Origin of the sequence: Streptomyces sp. NPDC028635, from assembly GCF_040637635.1 — a bacterium.
GTDB lineage: Bacteria > Actinomycetota > Actinomycetes > Streptomycetales > Streptomycetaceae > Streptomyces.
The window spans coordinates 20,497-45,521 of record NZ_JBEZWX010000046.1 but is presented as its reverse complement, the minus strand read 5'-3'; the positions used below and the strand labels follow the sequence as shown (position 1 = coordinate 45,521).

Annotated in this window: 19 protein-coding genes; 9 read left to right on the top strand and 10 right to left on the bottom strand. The window is 71.6% G+C overall.

Annotated elements, in window-relative coordinates; genetic code table 11:
• Positions 1-5: 5 nt before the first annotated feature.
• Complete coding sequence (locus AB0E88_RS31545; RefSeq protein ID WP_361637755.1) at positions 6-1,562, bottom strand: Re/Si-specific NAD(P)(+) transhydrogenase subunit alpha; 1,557 nt, start codon at positions 1,560-1,562, stop codon at positions 6-8.
• 411 nt (positions 1,563-1,973) lie between these two features.
• Here AB0E88_RS31545 and AB0E88_RS31540 point away from each other — a divergent pair, with 411 nt between their 5' ends.
• Together AB0E88_RS31540 and AB0E88_RS31535 are read left to right on the top strand one after the other, a co-directional pair.
• Positions 1,974-2,927 carry an immunity 49 family protein gene (locus tag AB0E88_RS31540; protein WP_361637753.1) on the top strand — a complete coding sequence of 318 codons (954 nt, stop codon included), beginning with the start codon at positions 1,974-1,976 and terminating at the stop codon, positions 2,925-2,927.
• 116 nt (positions 2,928-3,043) lie between these two features.
• The gene (locus AB0E88_RS31535; RefSeq protein WP_361637751.1) at positions 3,044-3,721 is read left to right on the top strand and encodes a TIGR00266 family protein; all 678 of its coding nucleotides are present in this window, start codon (positions 3,044-3,046) and stop codon (positions 3,719-3,721) included.
• Between the two features lie 334 nt (positions 3,722-4,055).
• On the opposite strand, the gene AB0E88_RS31530 is transcribed toward AB0E88_RS31535, so the two are convergent.
• The 9 genes from AB0E88_RS31530 to AB0E88_RS31490 all read right to left on the bottom strand — a co-directional run bounded on the left by AB0E88_RS31530 (position 4,056) and on the right by AB0E88_RS31490 (position 18,369).
• Positions 4,056-5,663 (bottom strand): glycoside hydrolase family 13 protein, encoded by a 1,608-nt coding sequence (locus AB0E88_RS31530; RefSeq protein ID WP_361637749.1) that lies wholly within the window; start codon positions 5,661-5,663, stop codon positions 4,056-4,058.
• Positions 5,664-5,824: 161 nt separating this feature from the next.
• Entirely contained in the window at positions 5,825-6,700 is an 876-nt protein-coding gene (locus AB0E88_RS31525; protein WP_361637747.1) for a carbohydrate ABC transporter permease, read from the bottom strand.
• Between the two features lie 16 nt (positions 6,701-6,716).
• Complete coding sequence (locus AB0E88_RS31520) at positions 6,717-7,679, bottom strand: sugar ABC transporter permease (RefSeq protein ID WP_361637746.1); 963 nt, start codon at positions 7,677-7,679, stop codon at positions 6,717-6,719.
• Positions 7,680-7,809: 130 nt separating this feature from the next.
• The gene (locus AB0E88_RS31515; protein ID WP_361637744.1) at positions 7,810-9,222 is read right to left on the bottom strand and encodes an extracellular solute-binding protein; all 1,413 of its coding nucleotides are present in this window, start codon (positions 9,220-9,222) and stop codon (positions 7,810-7,812) included.
• Between the two features lie 270 nt (positions 9,223-9,492).
• Entirely contained in the window at positions 9,493-13,779 is a 4,287-nt protein-coding gene (locus AB0E88_RS31510) for a discoidin domain-containing protein (RefSeq protein WP_361637742.1), read from the bottom strand.
• 254 nt (positions 13,780-14,033) lie between these two features.
• Positions 14,034-15,044, bottom strand: a complete 1,011-nt coding sequence (locus AB0E88_RS31505) for a LacI family DNA-binding transcriptional regulator (RefSeq protein WP_361637740.1) — start codon at positions 15,042-15,044, stop codon at positions 14,034-14,036.
• Between the two features lie 154 nt (positions 15,045-15,198).
• Positions 15,199-15,819, bottom strand: a complete 621-nt coding sequence (locus AB0E88_RS31500) for a DedA family protein (RefSeq protein ID WP_361637738.1) — start codon at positions 15,817-15,819, stop codon at positions 15,199-15,201.
• A 185-nt stretch (positions 15,820-16,004) separates the two neighbouring features.
• Positions 16,005-17,309 (bottom strand): MFS transporter, encoded by a 1,305-nt coding sequence (locus AB0E88_RS31495; RefSeq protein WP_361637736.1) that lies wholly within the window; start codon positions 17,307-17,309, stop codon positions 16,005-16,007.
• Between the two features lies 1 nt (position 17,310).
• The gene (locus AB0E88_RS31490; protein ID WP_361637734.1) at positions 17,311-18,369 is read right to left on the bottom strand and encodes a GNAT family N-acetyltransferase; all 1,059 of its coding nucleotides are present in this window, start codon (positions 18,367-18,369) and stop codon (positions 17,311-17,313) included.
• 486 nt (positions 18,370-18,855) lie between these two features.
• Here AB0E88_RS31490 and AB0E88_RS31485 point away from each other — a divergent pair, with 486 nt between their 5' ends.
• Genes AB0E88_RS31485 through AB0E88_RS31455 form a run of 7 tightly spaced genes read left to right on the top strand, consistent with a single transcriptional unit; the run spans position 18,856 to position 24,993 of the window.
• Entirely contained in the window at positions 18,856-20,211 is a 1,356-nt protein-coding gene (locus AB0E88_RS31485) for a DegT/DnrJ/EryC1/StrS family aminotransferase (protein WP_361637732.1), read from the top strand.
• A complete protein-coding gene (locus AB0E88_RS31480) occupies positions 20,208-21,059 on the top strand; it encodes a transketolase (protein ID WP_361637730.1) in 852 nt (283 codons plus the stop codon). Before AB0E88_RS31485 ends, AB0E88_RS31480 begins: the two co-directional genes overlap by 4 nt.
• Entirely contained in the window at positions 21,056-22,093 is a 1,038-nt protein-coding gene (locus AB0E88_RS31475) for a transketolase C-terminal domain-containing protein (RefSeq protein WP_361637728.1), read from the top strand. Before AB0E88_RS31480 ends, AB0E88_RS31475 begins: the two co-directional genes overlap by 4 nt.
• The gene (locus tag AB0E88_RS31470; RefSeq protein WP_361637726.1) at positions 22,090-22,269 is read left to right on the top strand and encodes a lysine biosynthesis protein LysW; all 180 of its coding nucleotides are present in this window, start codon (positions 22,090-22,092) and stop codon (positions 22,267-22,269) included. The genes AB0E88_RS31475 and AB0E88_RS31470 overlap by 4 nt, the downstream gene beginning before the upstream one ends.
• Positions 22,270-22,272: 3 nt before the next feature.
• Positions 22,273-23,142 carry a lysine biosynthesis protein LysX gene (gene lysX / locus AB0E88_RS31465; RefSeq protein WP_361637725.1) on the top strand — a complete coding sequence of 290 codons (870 nt, stop codon included), beginning with the start codon at positions 22,273-22,275 and terminating at the stop codon, positions 23,140-23,142.
• Positions 23,139-24,161 carry an N-acetyl-gamma-glutamyl-phosphate reductase gene (gene argC / locus AB0E88_RS31460; RefSeq protein ID WP_361637723.1) on the top strand — a complete coding sequence of 341 codons (1,023 nt, stop codon included), beginning with the start codon at positions 23,139-23,141 and terminating at the stop codon, positions 24,159-24,161. The genes lysX and argC overlap by 4 nt, the downstream gene beginning before the upstream one ends.
• Entirely contained in the window at positions 24,115-24,993 is an 879-nt protein-coding gene (locus AB0E88_RS31455) for a [LysW]-aminoadipate kinase (protein WP_361637721.1), read from the top strand. Before argC ends, AB0E88_RS31455 begins: the two co-directional genes overlap by 47 nt.
• The last annotated feature ends 32 nt before the right edge of the window (positions 24,994-25,025 follow it).

The window sequence follows — 25,025 nt, the reverse complement described above, 5'->3', positions numbered from 1 at the left end:
TCGGCTCAGCCTTTCGAGAACATGGACAGCATGCGGCGGGTGACGGCGAAACCGCCGAAGACGTTGACGCTCGTCAGCAGGATCGCGACGACCGACAGCGCGGTGACGAGCGTGCTCTCGTGCCCGATCTGGAGCAGGGCACCGATCACGACGATGCCGGAGATCGCGTTGGTCACCGACATCAGCGGCGTGTGCAGCGCGTGGTGCACCTTGCCGATGACGTAGTAGCCGATCACGACCGCCAGCGCGAACACGGTGAAGTTCCCGGCGAGTTGGGCGGGCGCGAAGGCGACCAGCAGGAACATCGCGAGCATGCCGAGCCCGATCAGGGTGAAGCGTCCCGCAGGGGTCAGTCGCGTCCGTTTCGGCTCGGGCTCCGGCCTGGGGGCCGGGGTCTGCGCGGCGGGCGCGGCGGAGACCGCGACGGGCGGCGGCGGCCAGGTGACGTCACCGTCGCGCACCACCGTCACGGCCCGCTGGACGACGTCGTCGAAGTCGATCGTGAGCTGTCCGTCCTTGCCGGGCGTGAGCAGCTTGACCAGGTTCACCAGGTTGGTGCCGAACAGCTGCGAGGCCTGGGCCGGGAGCCGGGAGGCGAGGTCGGTGTAGCCGATGATGGTGACGCCGTTGTCGGTGACCACCGCCCGGCCGGCGACCGTGCCCTCGACGTTGCCGCCCTGGGCGGCGGCCATGTCGACGATCACGCTGCCCGGCTTCATCGCGGCCACGTCCCGGGCGGTCAGCAGGCGGGGCGCGGGACGGCCCGGGATCAGCGCGGTGGTGATCACGATGTCCACGTCCTTCGCCTGCTCGTGGTAGAGCTCGGCGGCGGCGCGGTCGTAGTCGGCCGTGGTCGCCTTGGCGTACCCGTCGGTGCTCGCCTCCTGGACGACGTCCACCGGGAGGTACTCGCCGCCCAGCGACTTCACCTGGTCCGCGACCTCGGGCCGCGGGTCGGTGGCGCGCACGACGGCGCCGAGGCTGGAGGCGGCGCCGATCGCCGCGAGACCCGCGACGCCCGCGCCCGCGACGAGCACCTTCGCCGGCGGCACCTTGCCCGCCGCGGTGACCTGGCCGGTGAAGAACCGGCCGAAGACATGCGCGGCCTCGATGACCGACCGGTAGCCGGCGATGTTCGCCATCGACGACAGCACGTCCATCGACTGGGCCCGCGAGATGCGCGGCACCGCGTCCAGCGCCAGCGCGGTGATGCCGGCCTCGGCGAGCGTCCCGAGCAGCTCGGGCCGCTGCGCCGGGGCCAGCAGGGCGACCAGGCTCGCGCCCCGCCGCAGCCGGGCGATCTCCGCGTCGGAAGGGGCGTTCACCTTCAGCACGACGTCCGCGGTCCAGGCCTCGCCGATCTCGGCGCCCGCCTCGCGGTAGGCCTGGTCGCTGAAGCCGGACGCGGCGCCGGCCTCGGGCTCCACCACGACCTCGTAGCCGAGGCCGAGCAGCTGACGCACCGTGGCGGGGGTCGCCGCGACACGCGTCTCCCCGGAGGCGGACTCGGCGACGACGCCGAGGCGCTGCGGTGGGTGGTGCGCGGGTTCATGGGCAGACATGTCTCGTGTTCTCTCCTCGCAGGAGGGACGGGTATCCGCGATCAAAAGGCTGTCCACGAGCCGTGTTCCCCGTGGAGCAGGTCGTAGGAACCTACCCGCCCGACGGGTCTGGGCTAAGGGTGTCACCCAGTGGTTTGTTTCACTCCGGGGTCATGGCGTGGTTCACTCCGCGCCGCTCGCTGCGAGCACGCGGGGCAAAGGGGTGGTCCCCACCGGTCACCGTGCCGGCGATCGCGGCGGCGGTCGCGATGTCCGGCCCTCGGGCCGTCATCTCCGGCGGCCCTCGGGCCGTCACCTCCGCCGTGCACAGTCACGGTGCGTCGGTACCGGTGCCGTCACGACCTGGGGCGATGTCGGCGGCCACTGATAGCGTGCCAGGCCCTGTCGACAAGATCACGAAAGGCGGCACCCGTGCGGGAAGTGACGCGCCACGACGTCAGCGACCGGCGTCTGGCCGAGGCACTCGAGGACATCCGCAGGCGGGCCAGGGGGCGCCTGCACGGGCTGCGGTACGACGACGCGTCCCCGCGGCGACTGCGCGAGATGGGCGACGAACTCGTCGAGCACGTCGCCGCCCGGACGGTGGGTGAGCCCATGCTCGACGAGACGTCGCTCCTCGCTCTGCGGACCGCGGCGGAGTGTGCGCTGGGCGCGCTGAGCATCGGGTGTTTCCCCGACGGGGATCAAGAGGTCTCCTTCCCGCTCGTCGAGGAGGAGCTGACCAGCGAGGACATCGCCTTCGGCGAGATGGTCGACGACGCCCCCACGGCCAGGACCTGGCTGGACGCCTTCCAGTTGGCCCTGGTCAGCGGTCTGGTGTGGGACTGGCAGCGGGTGATCGGCCTGCTCCTGCGCGGCGACTACGCGCCGGCGGTGCGTGACGGGGTGCCGTCCGCGCGGTTCACCCCCGTGTCCGACGCGGCGGATCTCGCGGCCATGGACGCCCTGTGCGGCTACCTGACCGAGGCGGAGGGGCAGCTGCCGCGGGACTGGCCGACCGTGCCGCTGTGCAAGCCGGACGACGACACACGCGCCGAAGCCGCCCGGGGCCTGGACGCGGCGGGTGTCCTGACGCCCGACCAGCGTCTGCTGCGGACGCTCCTCGACGACGACCAGGACCGCTTCGAGGAGGTGCTCGCCGGCCGGCTCGTCGCACACCGGCAGGGCGTGGGCGCCGATCCCGCCCCCGCGACGCTCCTCCCGCTCGGCGTGCTCGCCCCGGCCGTCCTCGCGGTCCAGGTGCACGGCTGGGAGCTGGGCGTCCGCTCCGGCTATCTGCCGCCCGACCTGCTGGGCTCCCCGCTGGCGCTGCAGCAGGCGGACGCCCTGGGCGTCAACGACCTGGGCTACTGGGCCGCCAAGTAGCCGGCCGGCGGCCGGAGGAAAGTCGCCCGGGCGGTCCCGGGGGATATCCGATGGTCGGACACCCGGCTACCTTCGGCCGACGCGGCGCCGGCCCCGCCTTCCCTAGCGTGGCCGGCATGGATATCGACGTACGGCACAGTCCCTCGTTCACCGTGGCGCGGGTGCGCCTGGCCGCCGGTGAGTCGGTGCGGGCCGAATCCGGGGCCATGATGGCGACCTCCGGCGGGATCGCCGTCTCCGCCATGGCGGAGGGTGGGCTCCTCAAGGGGCTCAAGCGCAGCGTCCTCGGCGGAGAGTCGCTGTTCGTCACCCGGTTCACCGCGGACACCGGCGGCGGCTGGGTGGATCTCGCCGCGCGGCTGCCGGGCGACGTGACCGCCATCGACGTCGACGGCGGGGTCGCTCTCGCCCGCGGCGCCTGGCTGTGCGCCTCCGACGGGATCGGCCTCGACACCAAGTGGGGCGGGTTCAAGAACCTCGCCGGGGGCGAGGGCGGCTTCCTGGTGCGGGCCGAGGGGAGCGGACGGGTGGCCGCCGCCTGCTACGGCGCCCTGGACCGCGTCGAGCTGGGCCCCGGCGAGACGCTGGTGCTGGACTCCGGTCACCTGGTCGCCTTCGAGGACGGGCTGTCGTACCGCACGCGCAAGGTGACCCAGGGGCTGATGCAGACCCTGAAGTCCGGCGAGGGTCTGGTCTTCGAGTTCACCGGGCCCGGGCGGCTGTGGACGCAGAGCCGCAATCCGTCGGCCCTGGTCACCTGGCTGACCACCCGGCTCCCCTTCAGCCGGGGCTAGTCGATGCGAGGTGTCATGACGAACCACGGGATCAGCGGGGCACGCTTCCTCGGCCTGACCGGCGGGGCCGCCGCCGCGCCGGCGCTTCCGGCCGGCCCCGCCGACGTACGTCCGGCCGCCCTCGACGACACGCTTCCAGCCGGCCCCGCACCCGCCGGCAGTGCCCCGCGCGGCGGGCTGCGTCACCGGGGTGTCGTCCACGAGGCCGCGTCGGGGAGAGCCCGGCCACGGCCTGGAGCCCGCTCCGCGCCCGCACCGACCTGCGGGCGATACGGCACCGGCTGCACGCCGACACCGTTGAAGATCACCGGCGACGGTGTCGAGCGGCTCACCGTCACCGCGACCGCAGCCACACCGCCGTGTCCGCGGGGAGCCTGCCGTCCGCGGTGAGGGGGCCGCTGGCCAGGAGCAGCCGTGTGTGCGGCGGCAGGTCCGTCGGCGCCCCGGACAGGTTGACCACGCAGAGCAGGCCGCCCGGACGGGCGAAGGCGAGGACGCCGGCCGGGGCGGAGAGCCAGGTCAGAGGGCCGTCGCCGAAGCCGGCCTCGCAGCGGCGCAGGGCCAGCGCCTGCCGGTAGAGGGTGAGCATGGAGTCCGGGTCGCCGCTCTGCCGGTCGACGGCGTACGCGGCCCAGCCGGCGGGCTGCGGCAGCCAGGGTTCACCGTGCGAGCCGAAGCCCGCGTAGGGGGTGCCGGCCTCCCAGGGCAGCGGTACGCGGCAGCCGTCGCGCCCCGGGTCGGTGCCCCCGGAGCGGAAATGCATGGGGTCCTGGATGCGGTCGAGGGGCACGTCGGCCTCGGGCAGGCCCAGTTCCTCGCCCTGGTAGAGGTAGACGGAACCGGGCAGGGCCAGGGTCAGCAGGGCCGCCGCGCGGGCGCGCCGGGTGCCGAGTGCCAGGTCGGTGGGCGTGCCGAAGGCCTTGGTCGCGAAGTCGAAGGCGGTGTCCCGGCGGCCGTAGCGGGTGACGGTGCGGGTCACGTCGTGGTTGCACAGCACCCAGGTGGCGGGGGCGCCGACCGGGGCGTGCTCGGCGAGCGTGTCGTCGATCGAGCGCCGCAGCCGGTCCGGGTCCCAGGGGCAGGCGAGGAAGGTGAAGTTGAAGGCGGTGTGCAGTTCGTCGGGGCGCAGATAGCGGGCGAAGCGTTCGGCGTCGGGGAGCCAGACCTCGCCGACGAACACGGCGCCGTACTCGTCGGCGACGGCCCGCCAGGAGCGGTAGATGTCGTGCAGTTCGTCCTGGTCGACGTAGGGGTGCGGGTCGACGCCCTCGGTGAAGTCGGCGAGGGCCGGATCCTTGACGAGCAGGGCCGCGGAGTCGATGCGTACGCCCGCCACTCCGCGTTCGAACCAGAAGCGCAGGATGCCCTCGTGCTCCTGGCGGACGGCGGGGTGCGCCCAGTTGAGGTCGGGCTGTTCGGGGGTGAACAGGTGGAGGTACCACTCGCCGTCGGGCACGCGGGTCCAGGTGGGCCCGGAGAACTGGGAGGGCCAGTCGTTGGGCGGGAGTTCGCCCCGGGCGCCGCGGCCGGCCCGGAAGTGGAAGAGTTCCCGTTCCGGGCTGCCGGGTCCGGCCTCCAGGGCCGCGCGGAACCAGGGGTGCTGGTCGGAGACGTGGTTGGGCACGATGTCGACGATCACCCGGATGCCCTTCTCGGCGGCCTCGGCGATGAGCTTCTCCGCCTCCGCCAGGGTGCCGAAGGCGGGGTCGATGGCGCGGTAGTCGGCGACGTCGTATCCGCCGTCGACCATCGGGGAGGCGTACCACGGGGTGAACCAGACGGCGTCCACGCCGAGTTCGGCGAGGTGGGACAGTCTCGCGCGGACGCCCGCGAGGTCTCCGACGCCGTCGCCGTCGCCGTCGGCGAAACTGCGCGGGTACACCTGGTAGATGACGGCGTCTCGCCACCAGGCGTCGGTGCGGCGCGAGTGAGGGGCTGCCACGTGAGAGGTCCTTTCGGGCAGGGGTGGGGCTTCGCCGCCGGCCCGGAGCTGCGGGGCGTCGGACGGGCCGGCGGCGAAGGCTGGGAAGCGTACGGGGCGTACGGGGCGTGCGGCGAAGGTGCGGGCGTGGGGGTGTGCGCGGTCGGGGACGCGCGGGCGCGTCAGCCTTTGAGACCGCCGGCCGTCAGGCCGCTCATGATGTTGCGCTGGAAGACCAGGAAGAGCAGCAGCGTCGGCAGTGAGGCGATGGTGAGCGCCGCGATCAGGACGTTCACGGGGACGCCGTTGGAGAGGGAGTAGATGCCGACGTTGAGGGTCTGCTTGGAGGGGTCGGGCAGGGTGAGCATCGGCCAGAGGAAGTCCTTCCAGATGCCGACGACCGCGAAGATGGACACCACGCCGAGGACGGGCCGGGAGACCGGCAGCACGATGGACCACAGGACGCGCGTCGGGGAGGCGCCGTCGATGGCCGCGGCGTCGAGGAGTTCCTTGGGGATGGAGTCGAAGAACCGCTTCAGCAGGAAGATGTTGAAGGCGTTGGTGACGGACGGCAGCCAGATCGCCCAGGGTGTGTTCAGCAGGTTGCGCTGCACGAGGGGCACGTCGAGCACGGTCAGGTACTGGGGGACGACGAGCACGGTCGCCGGGATCATCAGCGTGGCGAGCATCATGCCGAGGATCGCCTTGCCGAGGACGGGCCGCAGTTTCGACAGCGAGTAGGCGGCCGCGACGTCCAGGACGAGCTGGAAGGCGAGGGCGCCGAAGGCGTAGTAGAGGGTGTTGAGCAGCAGGGTGGAGAGGTCCATGACCTCCCAGGCGCGGGAGTAGTTGTCCGGGGCGAAGGACTTGGGCACCCAGGTCGGCGGGGTCTGCACCACCTCCTGGCTGTCCTTGAAGCCGCTGGAGATCATCCAGTACAGCGGCCCCAGGAAGACCAGGGTGAAGGCGGCGACGACCACCGTGAAGGCCGTCCAGTAGACGATCCGGCCGCGGGGGCGGGCGAGCCGCGCCGGTGAGATGAGTGTGCGTGTGGACATGCCGGTCTCCCCCGGTCTACTCGTCGTCGGCGCGGCTGAGCTTGGCGTAGGCGGCGGAGAATCCGGCGAGCAGGACGAGCAGGAGCAGTCCGAGCGCCGCCGCGGCGCCGTAGTCGTTGAAGTTGAAGGCGTACTGGTAGATGAGGTAGACGACCGTGGTCGTCGAGCCCTGGGGTCCGGCGCCGCCGGTGAGCAGGAACGGCTCGACGAAGACCTGCATGGTGGCGATGATCTGCATCAGCAGCATCAGCGACAGGATGAGCCGGGTCTGCGGGATGGTGACGTGCCAGATCTTGCGCAGCAGTCCGGCGCCGTCGAGTTCGGCCGCCTCGTACAGTTCGCCGGGGATGCCCTGGAGCGCGGCGAGGTAGATCAGCGCGGCGCCGCCCATGTTCATCCAGGTCGCGGCGACGACGACGGACGGCATCGACAGGCCGGGGTCCTGAAGCCACTGCTGCTCGGGCAGGTGCAGAAACCGCAGCACCTCGTTGAGCAGACCGTAGCCCGGGTCGTAGAGGTACTTGAAGAGCAGCACCGAGGCGACGGGGGGCAGCATCACCGGGAGGTAGACCAGCAGTCTGAGGTAGCCCTGGCCGTGGCGGAACTCGTTGATGACGATCGCGACGACGAAGGGGACGGCGAAGCCGAGCAGCAGCGCGAGGACGGTGAACAGCGCGGTGTTGCGCCAGGCCTGCCAGAACGCCGGGTCGTTGACGACGGTGGTGAGGTTGTCCAGGCCGGCCCAGCTGACCCGGCCCGCCTCGGTCTTCTGGAAGGCGAGGACGAACTCCCGGATCATCGGGTACCAGGAGAACACCGCGAAGCACAGGACGGCCCCGATGAGGAAGCCGTGCGCGGTCAGGTTGCGGCGCAGGTTCCTGACGAACCGGTCGTGGCGGGACGGGGGGCCCGCCCGGCGGGGCGGGGCGGGACGGCGGGCGGGGTCCGCCTTGCTCGGGGTCAGGCTGGGGGCCGACATCGTCGCTCCTCGGTGCGTGCTGGTCGGGCGTCAGGGTCGCGGGGCGGCATCTCGCCGGGCGGCCGGCGGCGTCGCGCGGTGGGCGCCGTGCGGGGCGGGGGCGGGCCGGGCCTCTCCCCCGCCGGAGCGGTCACTGGTGGGCCAGGACCTGGTTCACCTGTGCCTCGGCCGTGGACAGCAGCTTGTCGAGGTCGGCGTCCTTGTCGGTGAGGACGCCGGACATCACGTTGTCGAGGACCTTGTAGAGCTCCTGGGCCTTGGGCGGTTCGGCCTTGCCGGGCACCGGGTTGTCCATGAAGGTCCTGAAGTTGGCGACCGGCATGGTGGCGTTGGCCAGCCGGGCGGCGTCGTCCTTCTTCTTGGACTCCCCCAGCCAGAAGTTGGGCTGCGGGACACCGACGGGCAGCTGGTCGGCCTTGGTGCGGGCCCAGTCGAACTGGCCCTTGCCGACGGTGAGGTTCTTGTAGTTCAGCCAGGCGACGGCCGCCTTGATCTTGTCGGCGGAGATCCCCTTCTTGATCATGTAGTTGTTGCCGCCGGCGAGCGTGTTCCTCTCCCCGGGGATGGGCCCCATGCCGAAGTTGTCGTACGACGCGCCGAGTTGCTGGACCATGTAGGCGATGTCGTCGGGGGCGGCGAGGAACATGCCGAGCTTGTCGGTGGCGATCTGCTTCTGCAGGTCGCCCCACTTCAGCAGCTGGGTCTTGCCCATGCTGTCGTCCTCCCAGCGCATGGCGTGGAGGTTGCTCACGACCTGCTTGCCGATCTCGTTGTTGAACGCGGCCTTCTTGCCGCTGGTGTCCACGACGTCACCGCCGCGGCTGTACATCTGCGCGGTGAAGTGCCAGCCACCGGTGTTGGCCGCGCTGTACTCGCCGTACCCCGCGATGCCGTTGCCGAGCCCGGCGATCTTCTTGGCGGCGGTACGGACCTCCTCCCAGGTGCGCGGCGGGTTGTCCGGGTCGAGGCCGGCCTGCCGGAACAGCTTGCGGTTGATGAGCAGGCCCATCGTGTAGTTGCTGGTGGGCAGGCCGTAGAGCTTGCCGTCGTGCTTGAGCGAGCCGAGCACGTCCGGGTCGATGTCCTTCAGCGCGGGCACGGTCTTGTCGTTGACGTAGGCGGTGATGTCCTCGGCGCCGTCGTTGTCGAGCACCTGCGGCAGGTCGGTGAAGTAGGTGTAGAACACGTCGGGCTGTGACCGGGCCTTGAGCATCGCGGTGAACCGCGGCGGTTCCAGGCACTGCCCCGGAGTGGAACGGCCCTCGATCGTGACGTGCGGGTAGATCCTGTGGAACGCGGCGACGTCCTCCTTCCACTCCTTCAGCTCGGCCGCCTTGGCCGCCGGCGGCATGCAGTCGATGGTGATCGTCACCTTGGTCTTCGGGTCGAGCGGCGCGGCCGGGTCGGAGGACCCGCTGCCGGGGTTGCCGCTGCCGTTGTCGCTGCTGCTCGTGCCGCAGGCGGCGAGAGCGGTGAGCGCGAGGGCGGAGACGACGACGACCGCGCCGCTGCGGCGGGTACGGCGGAACCGGGCTGTTCTCATGGGTGGTCCCCTTCGGGCAGGAACGGTGAGGTGGCCCCGTCGCCGATGCGTGCTGGGGCGGTGTGAGGCTCGGCCGAGCTGGGCGGGGCGTCGCACACTCAACCACCGGCGACAAGTGAACGCAATATCTCGCGCAGTTTTCGTAAATCATCGACAGATCAGGGAAGACAGCCTTCCGTTGTTGTCGGACACGCGGGCAGGCCGGTGCAAGCTCGCACCGAGCTCGCACCGGCCTCCCGCTCCCGCGTGGCGCCCCACGGGCGCCGGACGTCACGGATTGACGTTGATCTTGAAGGTGGAGGTGGTGTTGCGTATGTCCACGGCGTTGCCGCTCAACTTCAGGCCGTTGAAGGTCACTTCGCCGACCGCCGGCCCCTGGTCGGGCTCGGGCATCTCATTGGCCCACAGACCGAAGCCCGACTTGGCGTCGAAGGCGTCACCGCTCTTGCGCGCGCCCGTGACGGAGATGTCGGTGAAGACGGTGTCCTTGATCGGGTTCACCGGCCGTCCGTTGAGGTACTGCGTCTGGAACATGATCCCGCTGTAGGTGGGATCGACGATGTCCACATGGTTCACCCGGATCCCCTGGAAGACCTTGGACGCGGAGAACAGCCAGATGCCCGGGAAGGTCTGCCCGCCCCAGAAGTGACCGCCCGCCCGCACGACGGAGATGTTCTCGAAGGTCGTCGGATCGGTCCCGAAGCCGTTCATCGGATAGCCGAAGTCCAGCGACGAGATGGTGATTCCCGAGTAGACGAGGGTGTCCGCGATGTAGATGTTGCGGAAGGTGTTGTTGTAGCCGCCGTAGACGGCCACACCGGCCGCCCGCCAGGTCAGGGTGGTGGAGAGGTTCTCGTAGACGTTGTTCTTCTCGTCCGCGCCGCCCGCGTCGATGGCCGAGAACAGCGCGAAGCTGTCGTCGCCGGTGGCGCGCGCGTCGTTGTTGGTGACGAGGTTGTCGGTGGAGCCGTTGGTCATGTTGACGCCGTCGGCGAACAGGTCCCGTATCCGGGAGTTGCTGATGGTCATCCGGTCGGTGTTGGCGCCCCAGTACAGGCACACCATGTGCTCGTTCCAGATGTCGTCGATGACGATGTCGGACACGCCTGAGAAGTCGAACACCTTGCCGGGGCCGTCGATGCGCGAGGTGTAGTTGCCGAAGTAGGCGAAGCCCTTGAACAGCGACCCCTTGGCCGAGGCGTCCGCGCGGAAGCCGATGTCCGTGTTCTCCTGCGACGCGGGCGCGTGGAAGGCCGTGAACCACGGCCCGGCGCCGACCACCCGCACGGCCTTGCCGTACACCTGGAACTTGCTCGACGTCTCGTAGTCCCCCGGCGGCAGATAGACACCGACGAGCTTGCCCGTGGTGTCCATGCGGACCTTGTCCAGGGCGTCCTGCACCGCCTGGTGCGTGAAGCCGGTGGGCACCACGTACGTGGCCGGGTCGGGGTTGGCGACCGGTGTGGCCTGTTCCAGGCTGACGAAGTCGATCGCGTACGTCGAGGTGTTCGCGGCGTCCTTCTGCAGCCGGATCCGGCTGCCCTTGGGCACGGTCTCGCCGAGCAGGATGTGCGCCTCGTCGTAGATGTGCCGTGGCGCCCCGGCGCCCGGGGAGTTGCCGGGTGAGGCTTCCGCCCCGTACAGCCAGGCGTACTTGGAGGTCAGCGGCAGCGCCTTCTTGAAGACGCCGTCGACGTAGACGTCGATCGTGGAGTCGATGCCGCCGCCGCCCGGCGCGTCCGGGATCGAGAAGCGGGTCACCAGCGTGTTGGTCGCCGCACGCGTGGTGAACTCGACGTACTCACCGGTCGCGTCCAGGCTGACGGCCTTGCGGCCGGAGGCCTCACCGGCGACGTCCCCGATGGTCCGGTTGGGCCCGACGACGGTGGCCCCGCCGCCGACCGTGCCGTCCTCCGCCTCGTACATGTCGTACGGCATGTGGGCGCCGCGTCCGACGAACAGCGGCTGGCTGGAGGTGTTGTTCTGGCGCTTGACCGGCACCTCGTTCGCGTCGTCGGCGATCACCGTCTTCACGGTGTACGAGCCGTTGGCCGCCGTCCACGGCCCGAGTTCCACGTCCGCCGAGGCGCCGGCGGCGAGTGAGCCGCTGTAGGCGCCGGTGAGGGTCTTGACCGTGTTCCCCTGGGCGTCGGTCACGGTGAGGGTGACGCCGTGACCGCCCGCCGCGCTCGCCTTGTTGCCCTGGTTCCTCAGGGCCACCTTGAAGGTGACGGCGTCCCCGGCCGCAGGGCTGGACGGCGAGGTGGTCATCGAGGCAGCGACCAGGTCGGCGCTCTCCACCGGCCTGACGACCAGGGCAGTGGGACTGGTGTAGGTGTTGTTGGACTCGTTCTGCTCGATCACCTTGTCGCCGTCGTCGGCGACGGCACTGAGCTGGTAGGTGCCGGCGTCACGCTGCCCGAGCGAGGCGGTGACGGTGGTCTGGGCGCCGGCGGCGAGGGGACCGACCTGCGCGGTGGCCACCTTGGTGCCGCCGAGCCGCACGGCCACGGTGCTGGCCGGGGCGGCGACCGGGCCGCTGTTGCGCACGGTGGCCGCGACACTGACGGCGTCCGACTCCACGGGGGCGGCGGGCGACACGGTCAGCCCGGTGACCTCGAGGTCGGGGTTGGGCGCCGGCACTCCGATCACCTGGAACTCGGCCAACTGTCCCGCCGGAGCACCGGAGTTGGCGGTGACCTTCAGCTGTACGTCGGCCACGCGGGCGGAGACGGGCACGGTGACGGTGTTGCCGTCGGCCGGGTCGAACGTGTAGCTCCTGGCCGCGACCAGCGAGGTGAAGCCGTCGGCGCTCTGCTCGCGTCCGAGCACCTCGATGGTCTGGGTGCGCCTGGACCAGGCGGCATCCGGGTTGAGCTTGAGGACCAGGTGGTCGAGATCGGCGTTGGCGCCGAGCTTGACGGTGAGTGTGTCGGGGTAACTGCCGCCCGCGCCTTCCCAGTAGGTGCCGAGGTCGTTGTCGTTGGCGTTCCCGGCGACGTAGGTGTACACCACGGACGAGGCACTGATCGGCTTGCCGACGGCGAGGTTCGAGCCGCCTCCGCCGCTGCCGTTGCGGGTGACGCCGTTGCTCGGCGCGGACCGGTTGCCCGCCGCGTCCCCGGCCCGCACGGTGTAGGTCACCGTCCTCGTCGCGGGCTGGGTGTCGGTGAACGTGGTGACGTCCCCCGCGACACTGGCGCGCAGGACGTTGTCGGCGTAGATCTCGTACGTGGTGACGCCGACGTTGTCCGAGGAGGCGGTCCAGGTCAGCTTGATCTTCCCGTCGCCGGGCTCGGTGAGGGCCAGGTTCGCGGGTGCGGTCGGGGCCTGTGTGTCGCCGGTGTCGCCCTTGCGGGTGACGGTGTTGCTGTTGGCGGACTGGTTGCCGGCCGCGTCCCTCGCCCGCACGTAGTAGGAGACGGTCTCACCGGCCGGCCGGGTGTCGGTGAACGTGGTGACGGCTCCGCCGACGCTGCTCAGCAGCGTCCCGTCGGCATAGATGTCGTAGCCGGTCACACCCGTGTCGTCGGTGGCCGCGGTCCAGGTCAGACGGATCTGCCCGGTGGCCGGCTCGGTGAGCGCGAGACCGGACGGGGCAGTGGGCGCCTGTGTGTCGCCGGTGGCGGGACCGTAGATCTCCAGCTCGGAGATCTGTGCGGCCGGCTGGACGGTGTTGGCCGTGACCAGGACCCGCACATAGCGGGTGGTGGCCGCGTCGAAGGTGAGGGTCGCCGCGTTGCCGCTCGCCGGGTCGAAGGCGTAGGCGCGGGAAGCGGTGAGGTCCGTGAAGCCGGTGCCGTCGGTGCTGCCCTGGATCTTCAGGGTCTGGCTGCGGCTCTCCCAGCCGGCCGGCAGCCGCAGCACGACGCGGTCGACCCGGACGGAGGACCCGAGATCCGCCTGCAGCCACTGCGGAAAGGCGTTGCCGGCGCTCTCCCAGTAGGTGGCCCGGTTGCCGTCGTTGGCGTTCCCGGCGGCGTAGACCTGGGTGGTGGAGCTGGCCGTCAAGGTGCGCCCCGCGGCGAGGTTCGCCGACGATCCGGAGGCGGCGTGCACCTCCAGCTCGGAGAGCTGCGCCGCCTGCCAGCCCGTGTTGGCGGTGACGGCGATCCGGACGAACCGGGTCTGGGTCGCCGGGAACGCGACCGTCACGGTGTTCGCGGAGGCCGGGCTGAAGGTGTACGTCGCGCTGTTCTTCAGGGTGTTGAAGCTGGTGCCGTCGGCGCTGCCCTGCACGGAGAGGGTCTGGTTGCGGCTCTCCCAGCCCGCGGGCAGTTTCAGGACGACCTCGTCGACACGCTCGGTGGAGCCCAGGTCGGTCTGCACCCACTGGGGGAAGTCAGAGCCGGCGCTCTCCCAGTACGTGCCCTGGTCGCCGTCGGTGATGTTCGGCGCCGCGTACCCGCTGTGCGTACTGCTCGCCTGGGCGGTGTCCCCCAGCGCGATGTTCGGTCCCCCGGCGGCCCGGGCGGCCGCCATCGGGCCGCCCAGTGCCAGGAGACTGGTCACGATCGCGGTGCTCAGGGCCCGTGATCTCCTTCTGCGGATTGTCATCGGTCCTCGATCTCTCCCCGTAGCCGTTGTCTGCTTTTCGCTCCTGTCAGTTTTTTTCGTTCACGGCTCAGAGAGTTGCAGAGGATCATGTGAACGTCTACGGCTCGGAAGCCACATCTTGCTCCGCTTCCCCTGGGCCCGGATTCGGGGACCGCGGGCGAGGGCCACGCTCACCGGCGGACCGCGCACACGACACCGGCGCCGGTCCCCGGGGAAGTCCCGGGGGCCGGCGCCGGTGGAACGGTGGCCTCGGATCAGCTCGTGGGTGCCTGGGCGGTCGAGCCGCGGACCACCAGTTCCGGCTCGAACAGCAGCTCACCGGGGTGGGCCTGGGTGCCCTGGATCTGGGCGCACAGCAACTCGACCACGGCCCGGCCCATCGCCTCGATGGGCTGGCGGACGGTCGACAGCGGCGGCTCCGTGCAGCTCATGAAGGCGGAGTCGTCGAAGCCGACGACCGAGACGTCCCCGGGCACGGACAGCCCGCGGCGGCGCACCGCCCTGATCGCGCCGAGGGCCAGCGGGTCGCTGGCGCACACGATCCCGGTGACGCCCCGCTCGAGCAGCCGCGAGGCGGCCGCCTGCCCGCCCTCCAGGGAGAAGATGGAGCGTACGACGAATTCGTCCGGCAGCGCGGACCCGGCCGCCTGCGCCATGGCCCGGGCCGCCTGCAGCTTGCGTCCCGACGGGACGTGGTCGCCGGGACCGAGGACGAGGCCGATCCGCTCGTGGCCCAGCGAGGCCAGATGCCGCCAGGCCTGTTCCACGGCGACGGCGTCGTCGCACGAGACACAGGGGAAGTCCAGCCCCTCGATGGACGCGTTGATCAGCACGACCGGGATGTTGCGCTCGGCGAGCTGACGGTAGTGCTCGTGCGGCGCGTCCGCCTGCGCGAACAGGCCGCCCGCGAACACCACGCCGGAGACCTGCTGTTGCAGCAGGAGCTCCACGTAGTCCGCCTCGGAGACGCCGCCCTGCGTCTGGGTGCACAGCACCGGCGTCAGCCCCTGCTGCGCCAGGGCGCCCCCGATCACCTCCGCGAACGCCGGGAAGATCGGGTTCTGCAGCTCCGGCAGCACCAGTCCGACCAGCCGCGCGCGCTCGCCGCGCAACTGCGTCGGCCGCTCGTAGCCGAGGACGTCGAGGGCCGTCAGCACGGCCTGCCGGGTCGCCTCGGAGACGCCGGGCTTGCCGTTGAGGACACGGCTCACCGTGGCCTCGCTGACCCCCACCTTCTTGGCCACCTGAGCAAGTCGTCGTGTCATACACGCAAGGCTAGCGCAAGAAGCGCAAGCCGATTACGCGGAGGATACGGCCGCGAGACCGCCTGGACGCAAGCGCGTTGCAAGCGGGCCGGGCGCGGTGCCGGAGCGGAGCGCGTTCGGGTGCGGCTGCCGGCCGTCGGCGGCGCAGGCCGTTTCAGTTCCGGTGCCGGCGCCGCAGCAGGTGACGGCCGGTGAACGCGGCGGCCAGGACACCGAGGGCGATCAGGGCGTAGAGCTGGTAGCGGGTGATCTCGTCGTAGAGGGCGGTGATGTGGCTGCCGGCCAGGTAGGCCGCAGTGGCCCACAGGCCGACCCAGAGCGCGGCACCGAGGGCGTTGAAGACGAGGAAGCGGCGCCAGGGCATGCCGCTGGTGCCCGCGATGATGCCGTTGGCCTGGCGCAGACCCTCGACGAAGCGGGCCAGGACGACGATCTTGGCGCCGTTACGGGTGAAGAACTCCTCGGCCCGGTGGAAGCGTTCGGGGGTGAGGAGGACATAGCGACCCCAGCGGTGGACGAAGGCGCGTCCGCCGGTCCGCCCGATCAGGTAGCCGACGTTGTCCCCCGCGACGGCCGCGGCGAACGCGAGCACCGCGACGGCGACGATGTCCAGCCGCCCGGCCCCGGCGTAGATCCCCGCCGCGATCAGGACCGTCTCGCCCGGGGCGGGAATGCCGAAGTCCTCCACGAAGACGACGGCCCCGACGGCCCAGTAGCCGTAGTGGCCGAGCAGCGGGGCCAGGTGGGCCAGCGGGCCCGGCAGAGGCGGCGCCATGGGCCCACCGTACGTCACCTGCGCACGGGCCGGGATCGGCGCGCCGCTCGGCCCAACGGCCGAGGAGAGGGCCGCCGGGAGGCGGCTGCCGTCACCATCGGCGGGGCCCGTCAGGCCGGTTCGGGTGGGGAAGGGACCGAGGCGTCGGCGTCGGGGAGACCGCCGACGCCGTGGTGCCTCACCCCTCAGCGGCTGTCGGCCTCGACCGCGGCAGCGGCCGGTACCGCCGCCTCCCGGCCGGCCTCGTGAACTGCTCCCGCCTCCAGTGCCGCACCGCCGGGCCCGGTGGGAGCGGTGCCCCCCGGCAAGGTGGCGCGGCTGCGGCCCGCCACGGCGATGGCCAGCAGGACCAGGCCGCTCAGGCCGCCCAGCACGAGGAACGCCAGGCGGTCGGTGGCCGCGTAGAGGGCGACGCCGAGAACGGGGCCGAGGACGTTGCCGATGTCGGAGACCAGGCCGAACAGACCGAAGGCCTTGCCGTCGTGGGCCGTTGCGGCCTTCAGTTCGACGATCCCGCGCCGGGCCGTGAGGAAGAGCGTCGCATAACCGAACATGTAGACCATGAAGCTTCCGCCGACGGCCACGAAGTGCGCGCTGGCGGCCATGGCGCACAGGCCGACGGCCGTCAGGCCGAGCCCGGTCGCGGCGAGGGTCCGCAGCGGCAGCGTGTAGCGGCCCAGCAGCCACATCGTCAGGCCCGAGACGGCCAGTCCGGCGACGAAGACCGCCGAGATCGCCGTGCGTGCCGACGTGTGCGCTCCGGCGCTCAGGTAGACCGGCAGGAGCGGTTCGAGGGCCGAGTAGACGAGGAAGGTGAACATGTCGAGCCCGCCGAGCAGCAGGGCCCACACCCACCAGCGGACCGGTGCGGGCCCGGCAGCGGGGGCGTGCGGCGCGGCGGCGGCGTCCGGTTCTTCCGGAGCCTGCGCGGGTTCCTGGCCGGGGATGGCCAGGAGGAGTCCGACGGCCGTCGCCGCGGTGATCACCGCGCCCGCGAGGAACAGGCCGGTCAGGCCGACGGGCACGGCCACTCCGGCGATCAGCGGCCCGAGGAGGAACCCGGCGACCGCGGCCGACCCGAAGTTCCCCATCATCCGGCTCGTCGGGATCCCGTGCCGGCGGCACAGCGCCGTCATGCCCGCGTAGAGCGCCGGGGAGACCAGTCCCTCACCGATGCCCCAGCACACCCGGGCGGCCAGCAGGGTGACGCTGTCCCGGGCCACGGCCGTGAGCGCGATACCGACCGCGGCGGTGAGCATGGACAGCATCGCCACCCGGTCCGCGCGCCATCTGTCGACCCACCATCCGCCGACCGGCTGGGCCAGCGCCTTGGCCCCCGCGAACAGGGCGAAGGTCAGGGCGACGACGACCGGCCCCGCCCCCACCCGGTGCTCCAGGTCCGGCACGAACGGGATCATCACCGTGTAGGACGCGTTGACGCTGATGACGGCTGCCAGAAGCAGCGCGATACGGCGCCGGCCTGGTCCCATGTCAGTCTCCCCTGATGTAGGCGGACAGCACCTGGTGCATGTGGGCCAGCGCCGGTTCGAGGTCACCGCGGTGTCCGGGGGCGTAGACCAGGGCCCACAGATCGGTGCCGGTCAGGGCGTGCCGCTCCTTGAACCGGTAGTTGTCGCGGCCCCACTCGATCCGGCGCATGCCGTGCCGGTACGCCCATTCGGTGCTGCGGTACATGAGGGCCACGTACGTGCTCAGGTCGTGGAGCGTGGCGTAGTCGACACCGCCGCACATGAAGGTCACCTCCGACCCGCGCCGGAAGGCGAAGAAGGCCCCGACGAGGCGGTCGTCCACCTCGGCGGCGACCAGCATGGCACCGGGCACCCGCAGCATGCCGTGCAGTGAGTCCTCGTCGAACAGGGCCGGCCAGTCGTTCTTGTCGCTCGTGTCGACGGTCAGCGGGTACGCGGCGGGCACCAGCGCGTGCGCCTCCGCTCCCTCGACCATCCGGATCCGCAGGCCGCGCTCGTCGGCCCGGCGCAACCGCCTCTGCACATCCCGCCTGATCTTGTTGGTCACGCGGTTCATGTGGTCGTCGAAGTCGCCGGAGAGGTCGCAGCTGTAGGTGCGTTCGAGAAGGACGCGGCCGACCGGGGGTCCGGCCACCGCGAGCCAGTCGGCCATGCCCTCCTCGGTCAGGTTGGGCACGACGAGCAGCTCGGCCGGTCCGGAGGCGATCCATTCCATGGCGGTGGCGTACGCGCCCCGCACCAGCGCGGCGGGCACGTGCCCGCGTTTGCCGTACATCGAGTACGGGGAGCCGGCGAAGACCACCGGGTCGCCGAACCGGCCCACCAGGCCGACCTGCCGCTCGTATCCGTCCCAGAAGGGCGACTCGTGGACGGCGTAGAGCGGGAGGACCGACGCGCCGTCCGGGTCCGCCGGGTCGGTGTGCACGTACGCGTGCCGGGAGCGCTTCTCGATGCCGATGCCCTCCCAGGCGCGCAGCCAGGCGGCGGAGTCGTAGAGGCAGCTGGCGGTCACGTGCTCCGGCACCTCGTCGGACAGCCGCCAGTCGGCCGTGGTTACCACGCGCCGGGCGGTTTGTGTGGTGTCCACCCCGCACACCTCCTGCTCGGGCCATCGGTCGGGACGGGGACACGGTAGGGACGACCCCTCTCACGGCGGTCTCACGCCGCTCTCTCCACCGGGCCGGCCGGTCCGGGCCGGCCGGTGCACATGTCCGGGCCGGTCGGTGCACGCGTCGGGGACGGCCGGTGCACGTGTCGGTGCCGGCGGGCGCGACGGCGGGTGCATGTGTCCGGACCGGCCGGTGCCAGTGCCCCTCGTCCCGGCGCTCACCCGGGGAATTGAGTGGCCGGATATCACCGTGAGAACACGACAAGAGCGACCGGCCCTAGCGTCCACCTCAGGGCCGGGGGGCCACGGCGTCGTGGACGGCTCGTCGACATCGAGGTGCTGACCGTGCCGTGCACGGACTGTGGTGCACCCGTCCCGGTTCATGCATTCCGGCGACAGGGAGCAGGCGGGGCCTGTTCCGCTCACAAGGGGAGAGACATGAAGGCGCAGCTGGCGATGTTCGGCAGCAAGCCCGTGGTTCGTCCGGAACATCGGCGGCTGGAGTGGCCGGTGGTGACGCAGGAGGACAAGGACGCCGTCCTGCGGGCCCTGGACAGCCGCAAGTTCACGGTCGGCGCGAAGAACGAGCAGGAGATCAGCGGGCTCGAGACGGAGTGGGCCGAGTTCTGCGACACCCGCTACGCGGTGGCCGTCAACAGCGGCACCGTGGCGCTGGAGCTGGCGCTGACCGCCCTCGGCCTCCAGCCCGGCGACGAGGTGATCGTGCCGGCCCTCAGCTACGTGGCGACCGCGATGGCGCCGCTGTACCAGCTGGCGATCCCGGTCTTCGTCGACATCGACCCGGTCACGTTCAACATCGACGTGCGGCAGATCGAAGCGAAGATCACGTCCCGTACCCGGGCGATCGTCCCGGTCCATCTCGGTGGCCTGCCCGCCGACATGGACGAGATCCGCGCCCTGGCGCGCAAGTACGACCTGCTGGTGGTCGAGGACGCCGTGCAGGCGCAGGGCGGGAAGTACCGCGGTGAGACCGCCGGCTCCATGGGCGCCGCCTCGGTGTTCAGCCTCAACGTGGAGAAGTCCATCCCGACGTGCGGTGAGGGCGGCCTGATCGTCACCGACGACGAGGACGTCGCCGAGCGCTGCCGGAGCCTGCGCATCCTGGGCGAGGACCTCAGCACGGAGGAACGGCTGTACGTGTCCGCCACCCGCGGATCGAACCTCAAGCTCAGCTCGGTGCTGGCCGCGTTCACCCGCTCGCAGCTGGCCCGGTTCTGGGACTACCAGGTGCGCCGCGAGCAGAACATCCCCGTCTTCCTGTCGCGGCTCGCGGCGCTGCCGGGCATCGTCGTCCCGCCCGTCCCGGACGACCGTACCCACATGTGGCACATGCTGCGCTTCCGCTTCGACCCGCAGGCGGCGGGCCTGGACGGGGTCACGCCGGGCCGGTTCCGCCAGGCGCTGCGCCGTGCGCTGCTCGCGGAGGGTGTGCCGCTGACGCACTATCAGATCATTCCGCTGCCCGGTCAGCCGGTGTTCCAGGAGCAGAACGCCTACGGCAACGGCCTTCCGTGGTCGTTGCCCGGGGCCAACCCGCAGCGGTACGACCTGGCCGCCTACCCCGTGACCTGCCAGGTCATCGAGGACTCCCTCTGCCTGCGACGCATGCACCTGAACCCCGACGCCGGTCCCGCGCTGGAGGAGTACGCGACCGCCTTCGAGCGGGTCTGGGAGAACCTCGACGTCATCGCCCGCTTCGCGCGCGGCCTCGACTACGAGCCGCCGTGGGCCGCCGTCAAGGGCCACGGCCGGAAGGTCGGTGTGCCGGCGTGAGCCTCCAGATCGCCGAGGCGGTCACGGACGAGGCCGCGCGCTGGGACGACCTGCGCTCCCGGGCGATGACGGTCCGCGAGCACGTGCTCAAGATCGGTGCCGGTGCGATCGGCACGCACGTGGGCGGTTCCCTGTCCGCGACCGACATCCTCGTGGCCCTGTACTTCGGGGTCATGCGGGTGCGCCCGGACGAGCCGGACTGGGCGGGGCGCGACCACTTCGTGCTCAGCAAGGGCCACGCCAGCGCCGCGTTGTACGCGACGCTCGCCGAGCGCGGGTACCTGGCCCCCGCCGAGCTGGACACCTACGGCAGCGCCACCGGGCGGCTGATGGCGCACCCGACACCCGCGGTGCCGGGCGTGGAGTTCGCCACCGGGTCGCTCGGCCACGGTCTGTCGCTGGCCACCGGACTGGCCCTGGCCGCCCGCCGGGCCGGACGGCCCAACCGGGTGTTCACCCTGATGGGCGACGGCGAGCTGCAGGAGGGGTCGGTGTGGGAGGCGGCGATGGCGGCCGCCCACCTGGGGCTGGACAACCTGACCGCGGTGGTGGACCGCAACCGTCTGCAGATCAGCGGTCCGACCGAGGGCCGGATGGGGCTGGAGCCCCTCGCCGACAAGTGGCGGGCCTTCGGCTGGCAGGTGGCCGAGGTGAACGGCCACGACTTCGCCGAACTGGTTCCGGCGCTGCGGTCCGTCCCGGTTCCGGGGCGCCCGACCATGCTGATCGCGGAGACGGTCAAGGGCCGCGGGGTGCGCCATCTGGAGCACCGCAAGCAGGTCCACTTCGCCAAGCTCGGTGAGGCGGCGTACGAGCGAGCGCTCGCCGCCCTGCGAGCCTCCTCATGAGCGGCACGCTGAGCGGGGTGGGCACGGCGCGGCCGGCCGCCGACCCGCGGCAGGACGGCTCCGACCGGGCCGCCTACCGCGCCACCCTGCTCGAACTGGCGCAGGCGGACCGGCGGATCTGGTGCCTGGACTCGGACATGGGCGGGCTGGAGAAGCAGTTCGAGGCCGTCCTGCCGGAGCAGTACGTGGACCTCGGGATCGCCGAGGCCAACCTGATGTCCGTCGGGGCGGCTCTGGCCAGCACCGGCCTGCTGCCCTTCGTCAACACCATGGCCGCCTTCGCCTCCGCGCGGGCCCTGGAACAAGTCAAGATCGACATCGCCTACCACCGGCTGCCGGTCCGTATCGTCGCCACGCATTCCGGCCTGTCCGCGGGCCATCTGGGGCCGACCCACCACGCCCAGCAGGACCTCGCCGTGATGCGGTCGCTGCCGCACATGACGGTGATGACGCCCGCGGACGCCGAGGAGACGGTGCGGATGGTCAACGCCGCGGCCTACCTGCCCGGTCCGGTGTACATCCGGCTCGGCCGCGGTCCGACCGACCCGGTCCGCCGCGGCAACGCCGGCTTCACCGTCGGCCGGGCGGCCAAGCTGCGCACCGGCGGCGACCTGACGATCATCGCGGCCGGTTCCCACCCCGTCCTCTTCGCGCTGGAGGCGGCCGACCGGCTCGCCGGACAGGGCGTGGAGGCGGCGGTGCTGAACATGCACACCATCAAGCCCCTCGACGTCGAGGCGGTGGTGCGGGCCGCCGACAGCACCGCCGGCATCGTGACCGTCGAGGACCACTCGGTGCTCGGCGGGCTGGGCGGCGCGGTCGCCGAGGCCGTCGCCGAACACCGGCCGGCCCGGGTGCTGCGCGTCGGGGTGAGTGACGCCTTCGCCTCCCGGCCGGGCGACCACCGCACCCAGCTCCGCGCCGCCGGCGTCAGCGCCGACCACGTCGTCGCCGCCGCCCTGGCCGTCCTGGACGGCCGGCCCCGCACGACATCCGTGCACCACCCTCACACCACGAAGGAGAGCGCGTCATGACCACCGCCACCACGAACACCTGCCCGGAGTGCACCGCGACCGTACCGACGGCTCCGGACCTGCGCGTGACGTCGATCGTCGTCTGCCCGGGCTGCCAGGTGGAGCTGGAGATCATCTGCCTGGACCCGGTCGAGTTCGCGCTCGCTCCGGAGATCGAGGAAGACTTCGGGGAGTAACGGGTGACCACGAGTGTGTCGCAGGACGGCCTCCTGGCCGTCCTGACCACCCGCGTCCGTCTCGAGGAGCGGCAGATCTTCGCCGCCCTCGAGCGACGCGGTGTCCCGTACGTGTCGATCGACGACCGTACGCTGATCAGCGACCTCCACGCGGCGCCGCCGGTGCGGTACCGGGGTGTGGTGAACCGGATCATGTCGCACACGCGCAGCGTCTACGCGGCGCGGCTCTTCGAGGCGACGGGCCATCAGGTCCTCAACCCGAGCGGCGTCATCGAGGTCTGCGGCGACAAGATCCTCACGTCGCTGGCGCTGGTGCGCGCCGGGTTGCCGACCCCGCGGACGGTGGTGGCGGTGACCCCCGACGCGGCGCTGCGGGCCATCGAGGAGATCGGGTACCCGGCGGTGGTCAAGCCCGCCGTCGGCTCGTGGGGGCGGCTGCTGTCGAAGGTCAACGACCGGGACGCGGCGGAAACGCTCGTCGAGCACAAGCAGGCGCTGCGTTCACCGGTGCACTCGGTCTTCTATGTCCAGGAACTCATCGACAAGCCGGGCCGTGACATACGGGCCATCGTGCTCGGTGACCAGGTCGTCGCGGCCGTCTACCGCAGGTCGGAGCACTGGATCACCAACACGGCGCGTGGCGCGGCCACGGAGCGCTGCGAGGTCACTCCGGAGCTGGCCAAGCTCGCGCTGCGGGCCGCGGAGGCGGTCGGCGGCGGCATGCTCGCGGTCGACCTGATCGAACGCTCCGACGGCGAGGTCCTGGTCACCGAGGTCAACCACACCATGGAGTTCCACGGGCTCGGTTCGGCCACCGGACTGGACATCGCCGACCTGCTCGTCGGCCACGTCCTGGAAACGGTGGTCGCGTGAGAGCCTCGGTGATCGGCGCCGGCGGCTACATCGGCGGGGAACTCGTCCGGCTGCTGCTGCAGCATCCGCACGTGGAGCTGGCCCAGGCCACCTCGACGCGCCTTCGCGGGCGTCCGCTCAGTGCCGCGCATCCCAATCTGCGCGGCCAGAGCGACCTGTCCTTCGTGGCCGAGGAGGACCTGTCGGAGTCCGACGTCGTCTTCCTCGCGGTGCCGCACGGCGCGTCGGCGAAGAACATCGGCAGCTGGTCCGCGCTGGCGCCGAGGGTGGTGGACCTGAGCGCCGACTTCCGGCTCCGCGACAGCGCCCGCCGGGAACGCTTCTACGCCGGCGCCGCACCGGAGGAGTCCTGGCTGGAGCGGTTCCAGCCGGGCATCCCCGAACTGCACCGCGAGCGGCTGCGCGGGGCCACCCACATCGCGGTGCCGGGCTGCATGGCCAACGCCGCCATCCTCGCCCTGCATCCGCTCGCCGCGGCGGGCCTGGTCGCGGGCACGGCCCTGGTCGACGCCCGTACCGGCTCCAGCGGCGGCGGCAGGACCCCCGACGAGGGAAGCCACCATCCCGAGCGCAGCGGTGCCCTGCGCATGGCCAAGCCGCACGGTCACCGGCACACCGCGGAGATCGAGCAGGCCTGCGGCGTACCCGTGCACATGACGGTGACCGGCATCGAGGCGGTGCGCGGCATCCAGGTGGCCTGCCACATCACCCCGTCCCGGGCCGTCACCGAGCGCGAGCTGTGGGCGCTCTACCGCGCGGCCTACCAGGACGAGCCGTTCGTACGGCTGGTCAGGGAGCGGTCCGCCCTGCGCCGGATGCCGGAGCCGAAGATCCTCAGCGGCACCAACTACTGCGACATCGGCCTGTCGCTCAACGCGGAGGGAGATCACCTCATCGTCGTGGCGGCCATCGACAACCTGGTGAAGGGAGGTGCCGGCAATGCCGTCCAGTGCTTCAACATCGCCGCCGGCCATGACGAGACCGCGGGACTGCGCTTCGCCGGGCTCCACCCGGCCTGAGCGGTTCGTGATCAAGGTGGGCGGTTCGCTCGGCGCGGAGATGGCCCGCGCCTGTGCCGACATCGCCCACCTCGTTCGGCAGGGCGGCGAGGTGGTCGTCGTGCACGGCGGCGGCGCCGAGGCCGACCGGCTCGCCGCCGAACTCGGCCGGCCGGTGCGCACCCTGACCGCGCCGAACGGCCGGCACAGCCGCTACACCGACGCCGCCGCGCTGGACGCGCTGGTCATGGCGATGCTCGGCCGCGTCAAACCGAGACTGCTCGGGGAGCTGGCCGGCGCGGGACTGCGTCCCGTCGGTCTGTCGGGGATCGACGGATCCCTGGTCACCGCCCGCAGGACCCCGCCGGCCAGAGCCGTGGTCGACGGGGTCGAGCGGGTCGTCCGGGACGACTTCTCCGGGCGCGTCCAGCAGGTGGATCCGCATCTCCTGCTGACCCTGCTGGACGGCGGCTACGTCCCCGTGCTGTCGCCTCCGGCACGGGACCCGGACAACGGCATGCTCAACGTCGACGCCGACCGGTTCGCCGCACGGCTCGCGGTGGCCCTGGCGGCCGACTGGCTGATCATCCTGTCCAACGTGCCCGGGCTGCTGCGCGATCCCTCGGATCCGGCCAGCCTGGTCGCCGAGGTGCCCGACGAGGAGCTGGGCACCTACCTGGACGGCACGGGCGGGCGCATGAAGGTGAAGCTGCGCAGCGCGGGTGAGGCCTTCCGGGCCGGGGTGGCGCACGTCGTGCTCGCCGACGGCCGCCTGGACTCCCCGGTGCTCGCCGCCCGGGCGGGCACCGGCACGACGTTCGTCCGGGGGTCCCGCCGGCCCTCCTCGCTGTGAACGCCCGCATGTCCCTTCCCCGCAAGGAGTGT

Coding starts and splice junctions, on each gene's coding strand:
- AB0E88_RS31545 (WP_361637755.1), bottom strand. CDS start 1,562: ATGTCTGCCCATGAACCCGCGCACCACCCACCGCAGCGCCTCGGCGTC.
- AB0E88_RS31535 (WP_361637751.1), top strand. CDS start 3,044: ATGGATATCGACGTACGGCACAGTCCCTCGTTCACCGTGGCGCGGGTG.
- AB0E88_RS31525 (WP_361637747.1), bottom strand. CDS start 6,700: ATGTCCACACGCACACTCATCTCACCGGCGCGGCTCGCCCGCCCCCGC.
- AB0E88_RS31520 (WP_361637746.1), bottom strand. CDS start 7,679: ATGTCGGCCCCCAGCCTGACCCCGAGCAAGGCGGACCCCGCCCGCCGT.
- AB0E88_RS31515 (WP_361637744.1), bottom strand. CDS start 9,222: ATGAGAACAGCCCGGTTCCGCCGTACCCGCCGCAGCGGCGCGGTCGTC.
- AB0E88_RS31510 (WP_361637742.1), bottom strand. CDS start 13,779: ATGACAATCCGCAGAAGGAGATCACGGGCCCTGAGCACCGCGATCGTG.
- AB0E88_RS31505 (WP_361637740.1), bottom strand. CDS start 15,044: ATGACACGACGACTTGCTCAGGTGGCCAAGAAGGTGGGGGTCAGCGAG.
- AB0E88_RS31500 (WP_361637738.1), bottom strand. CDS start 15,819: ATGGCGCCGCCTCTGCCGGGCCCGCTGGCCCACCTGGCCCCGCTGCTC.
- AB0E88_RS31495 (WP_361637736.1), bottom strand. CDS start 17,309: ATGGGACCAGGCCGGCGCCGTATCGCGCTGCTTCTGGCAGCCGTCATC.
- AB0E88_RS31485 (WP_361637732.1), top strand. CDS start 18,856: ATGAAGGCGCAGCTGGCGATGTTCGGCAGCAAGCCCGTGGTTCGTCCG.
- AB0E88_RS31475 (WP_361637728.1), top strand. CDS start 21,056: ATGAGCGGCACGCTGAGCGGGGTGGGCACGGCGCGGCCGGCCGCCGAC.
- AB0E88_RS31470 (WP_361637726.1), top strand. CDS start 22,090: ATGACCACCGCCACCACGAACACCTGCCCGGAGTGCACCGCGACCGTA.
- AB0E88_RS31455 (WP_361637721.1), top strand. CDS start 24,115: ATGACGAGACCGCGGGACTGCGCTTCGCCGGGCTCCACCCGGCCTGAG.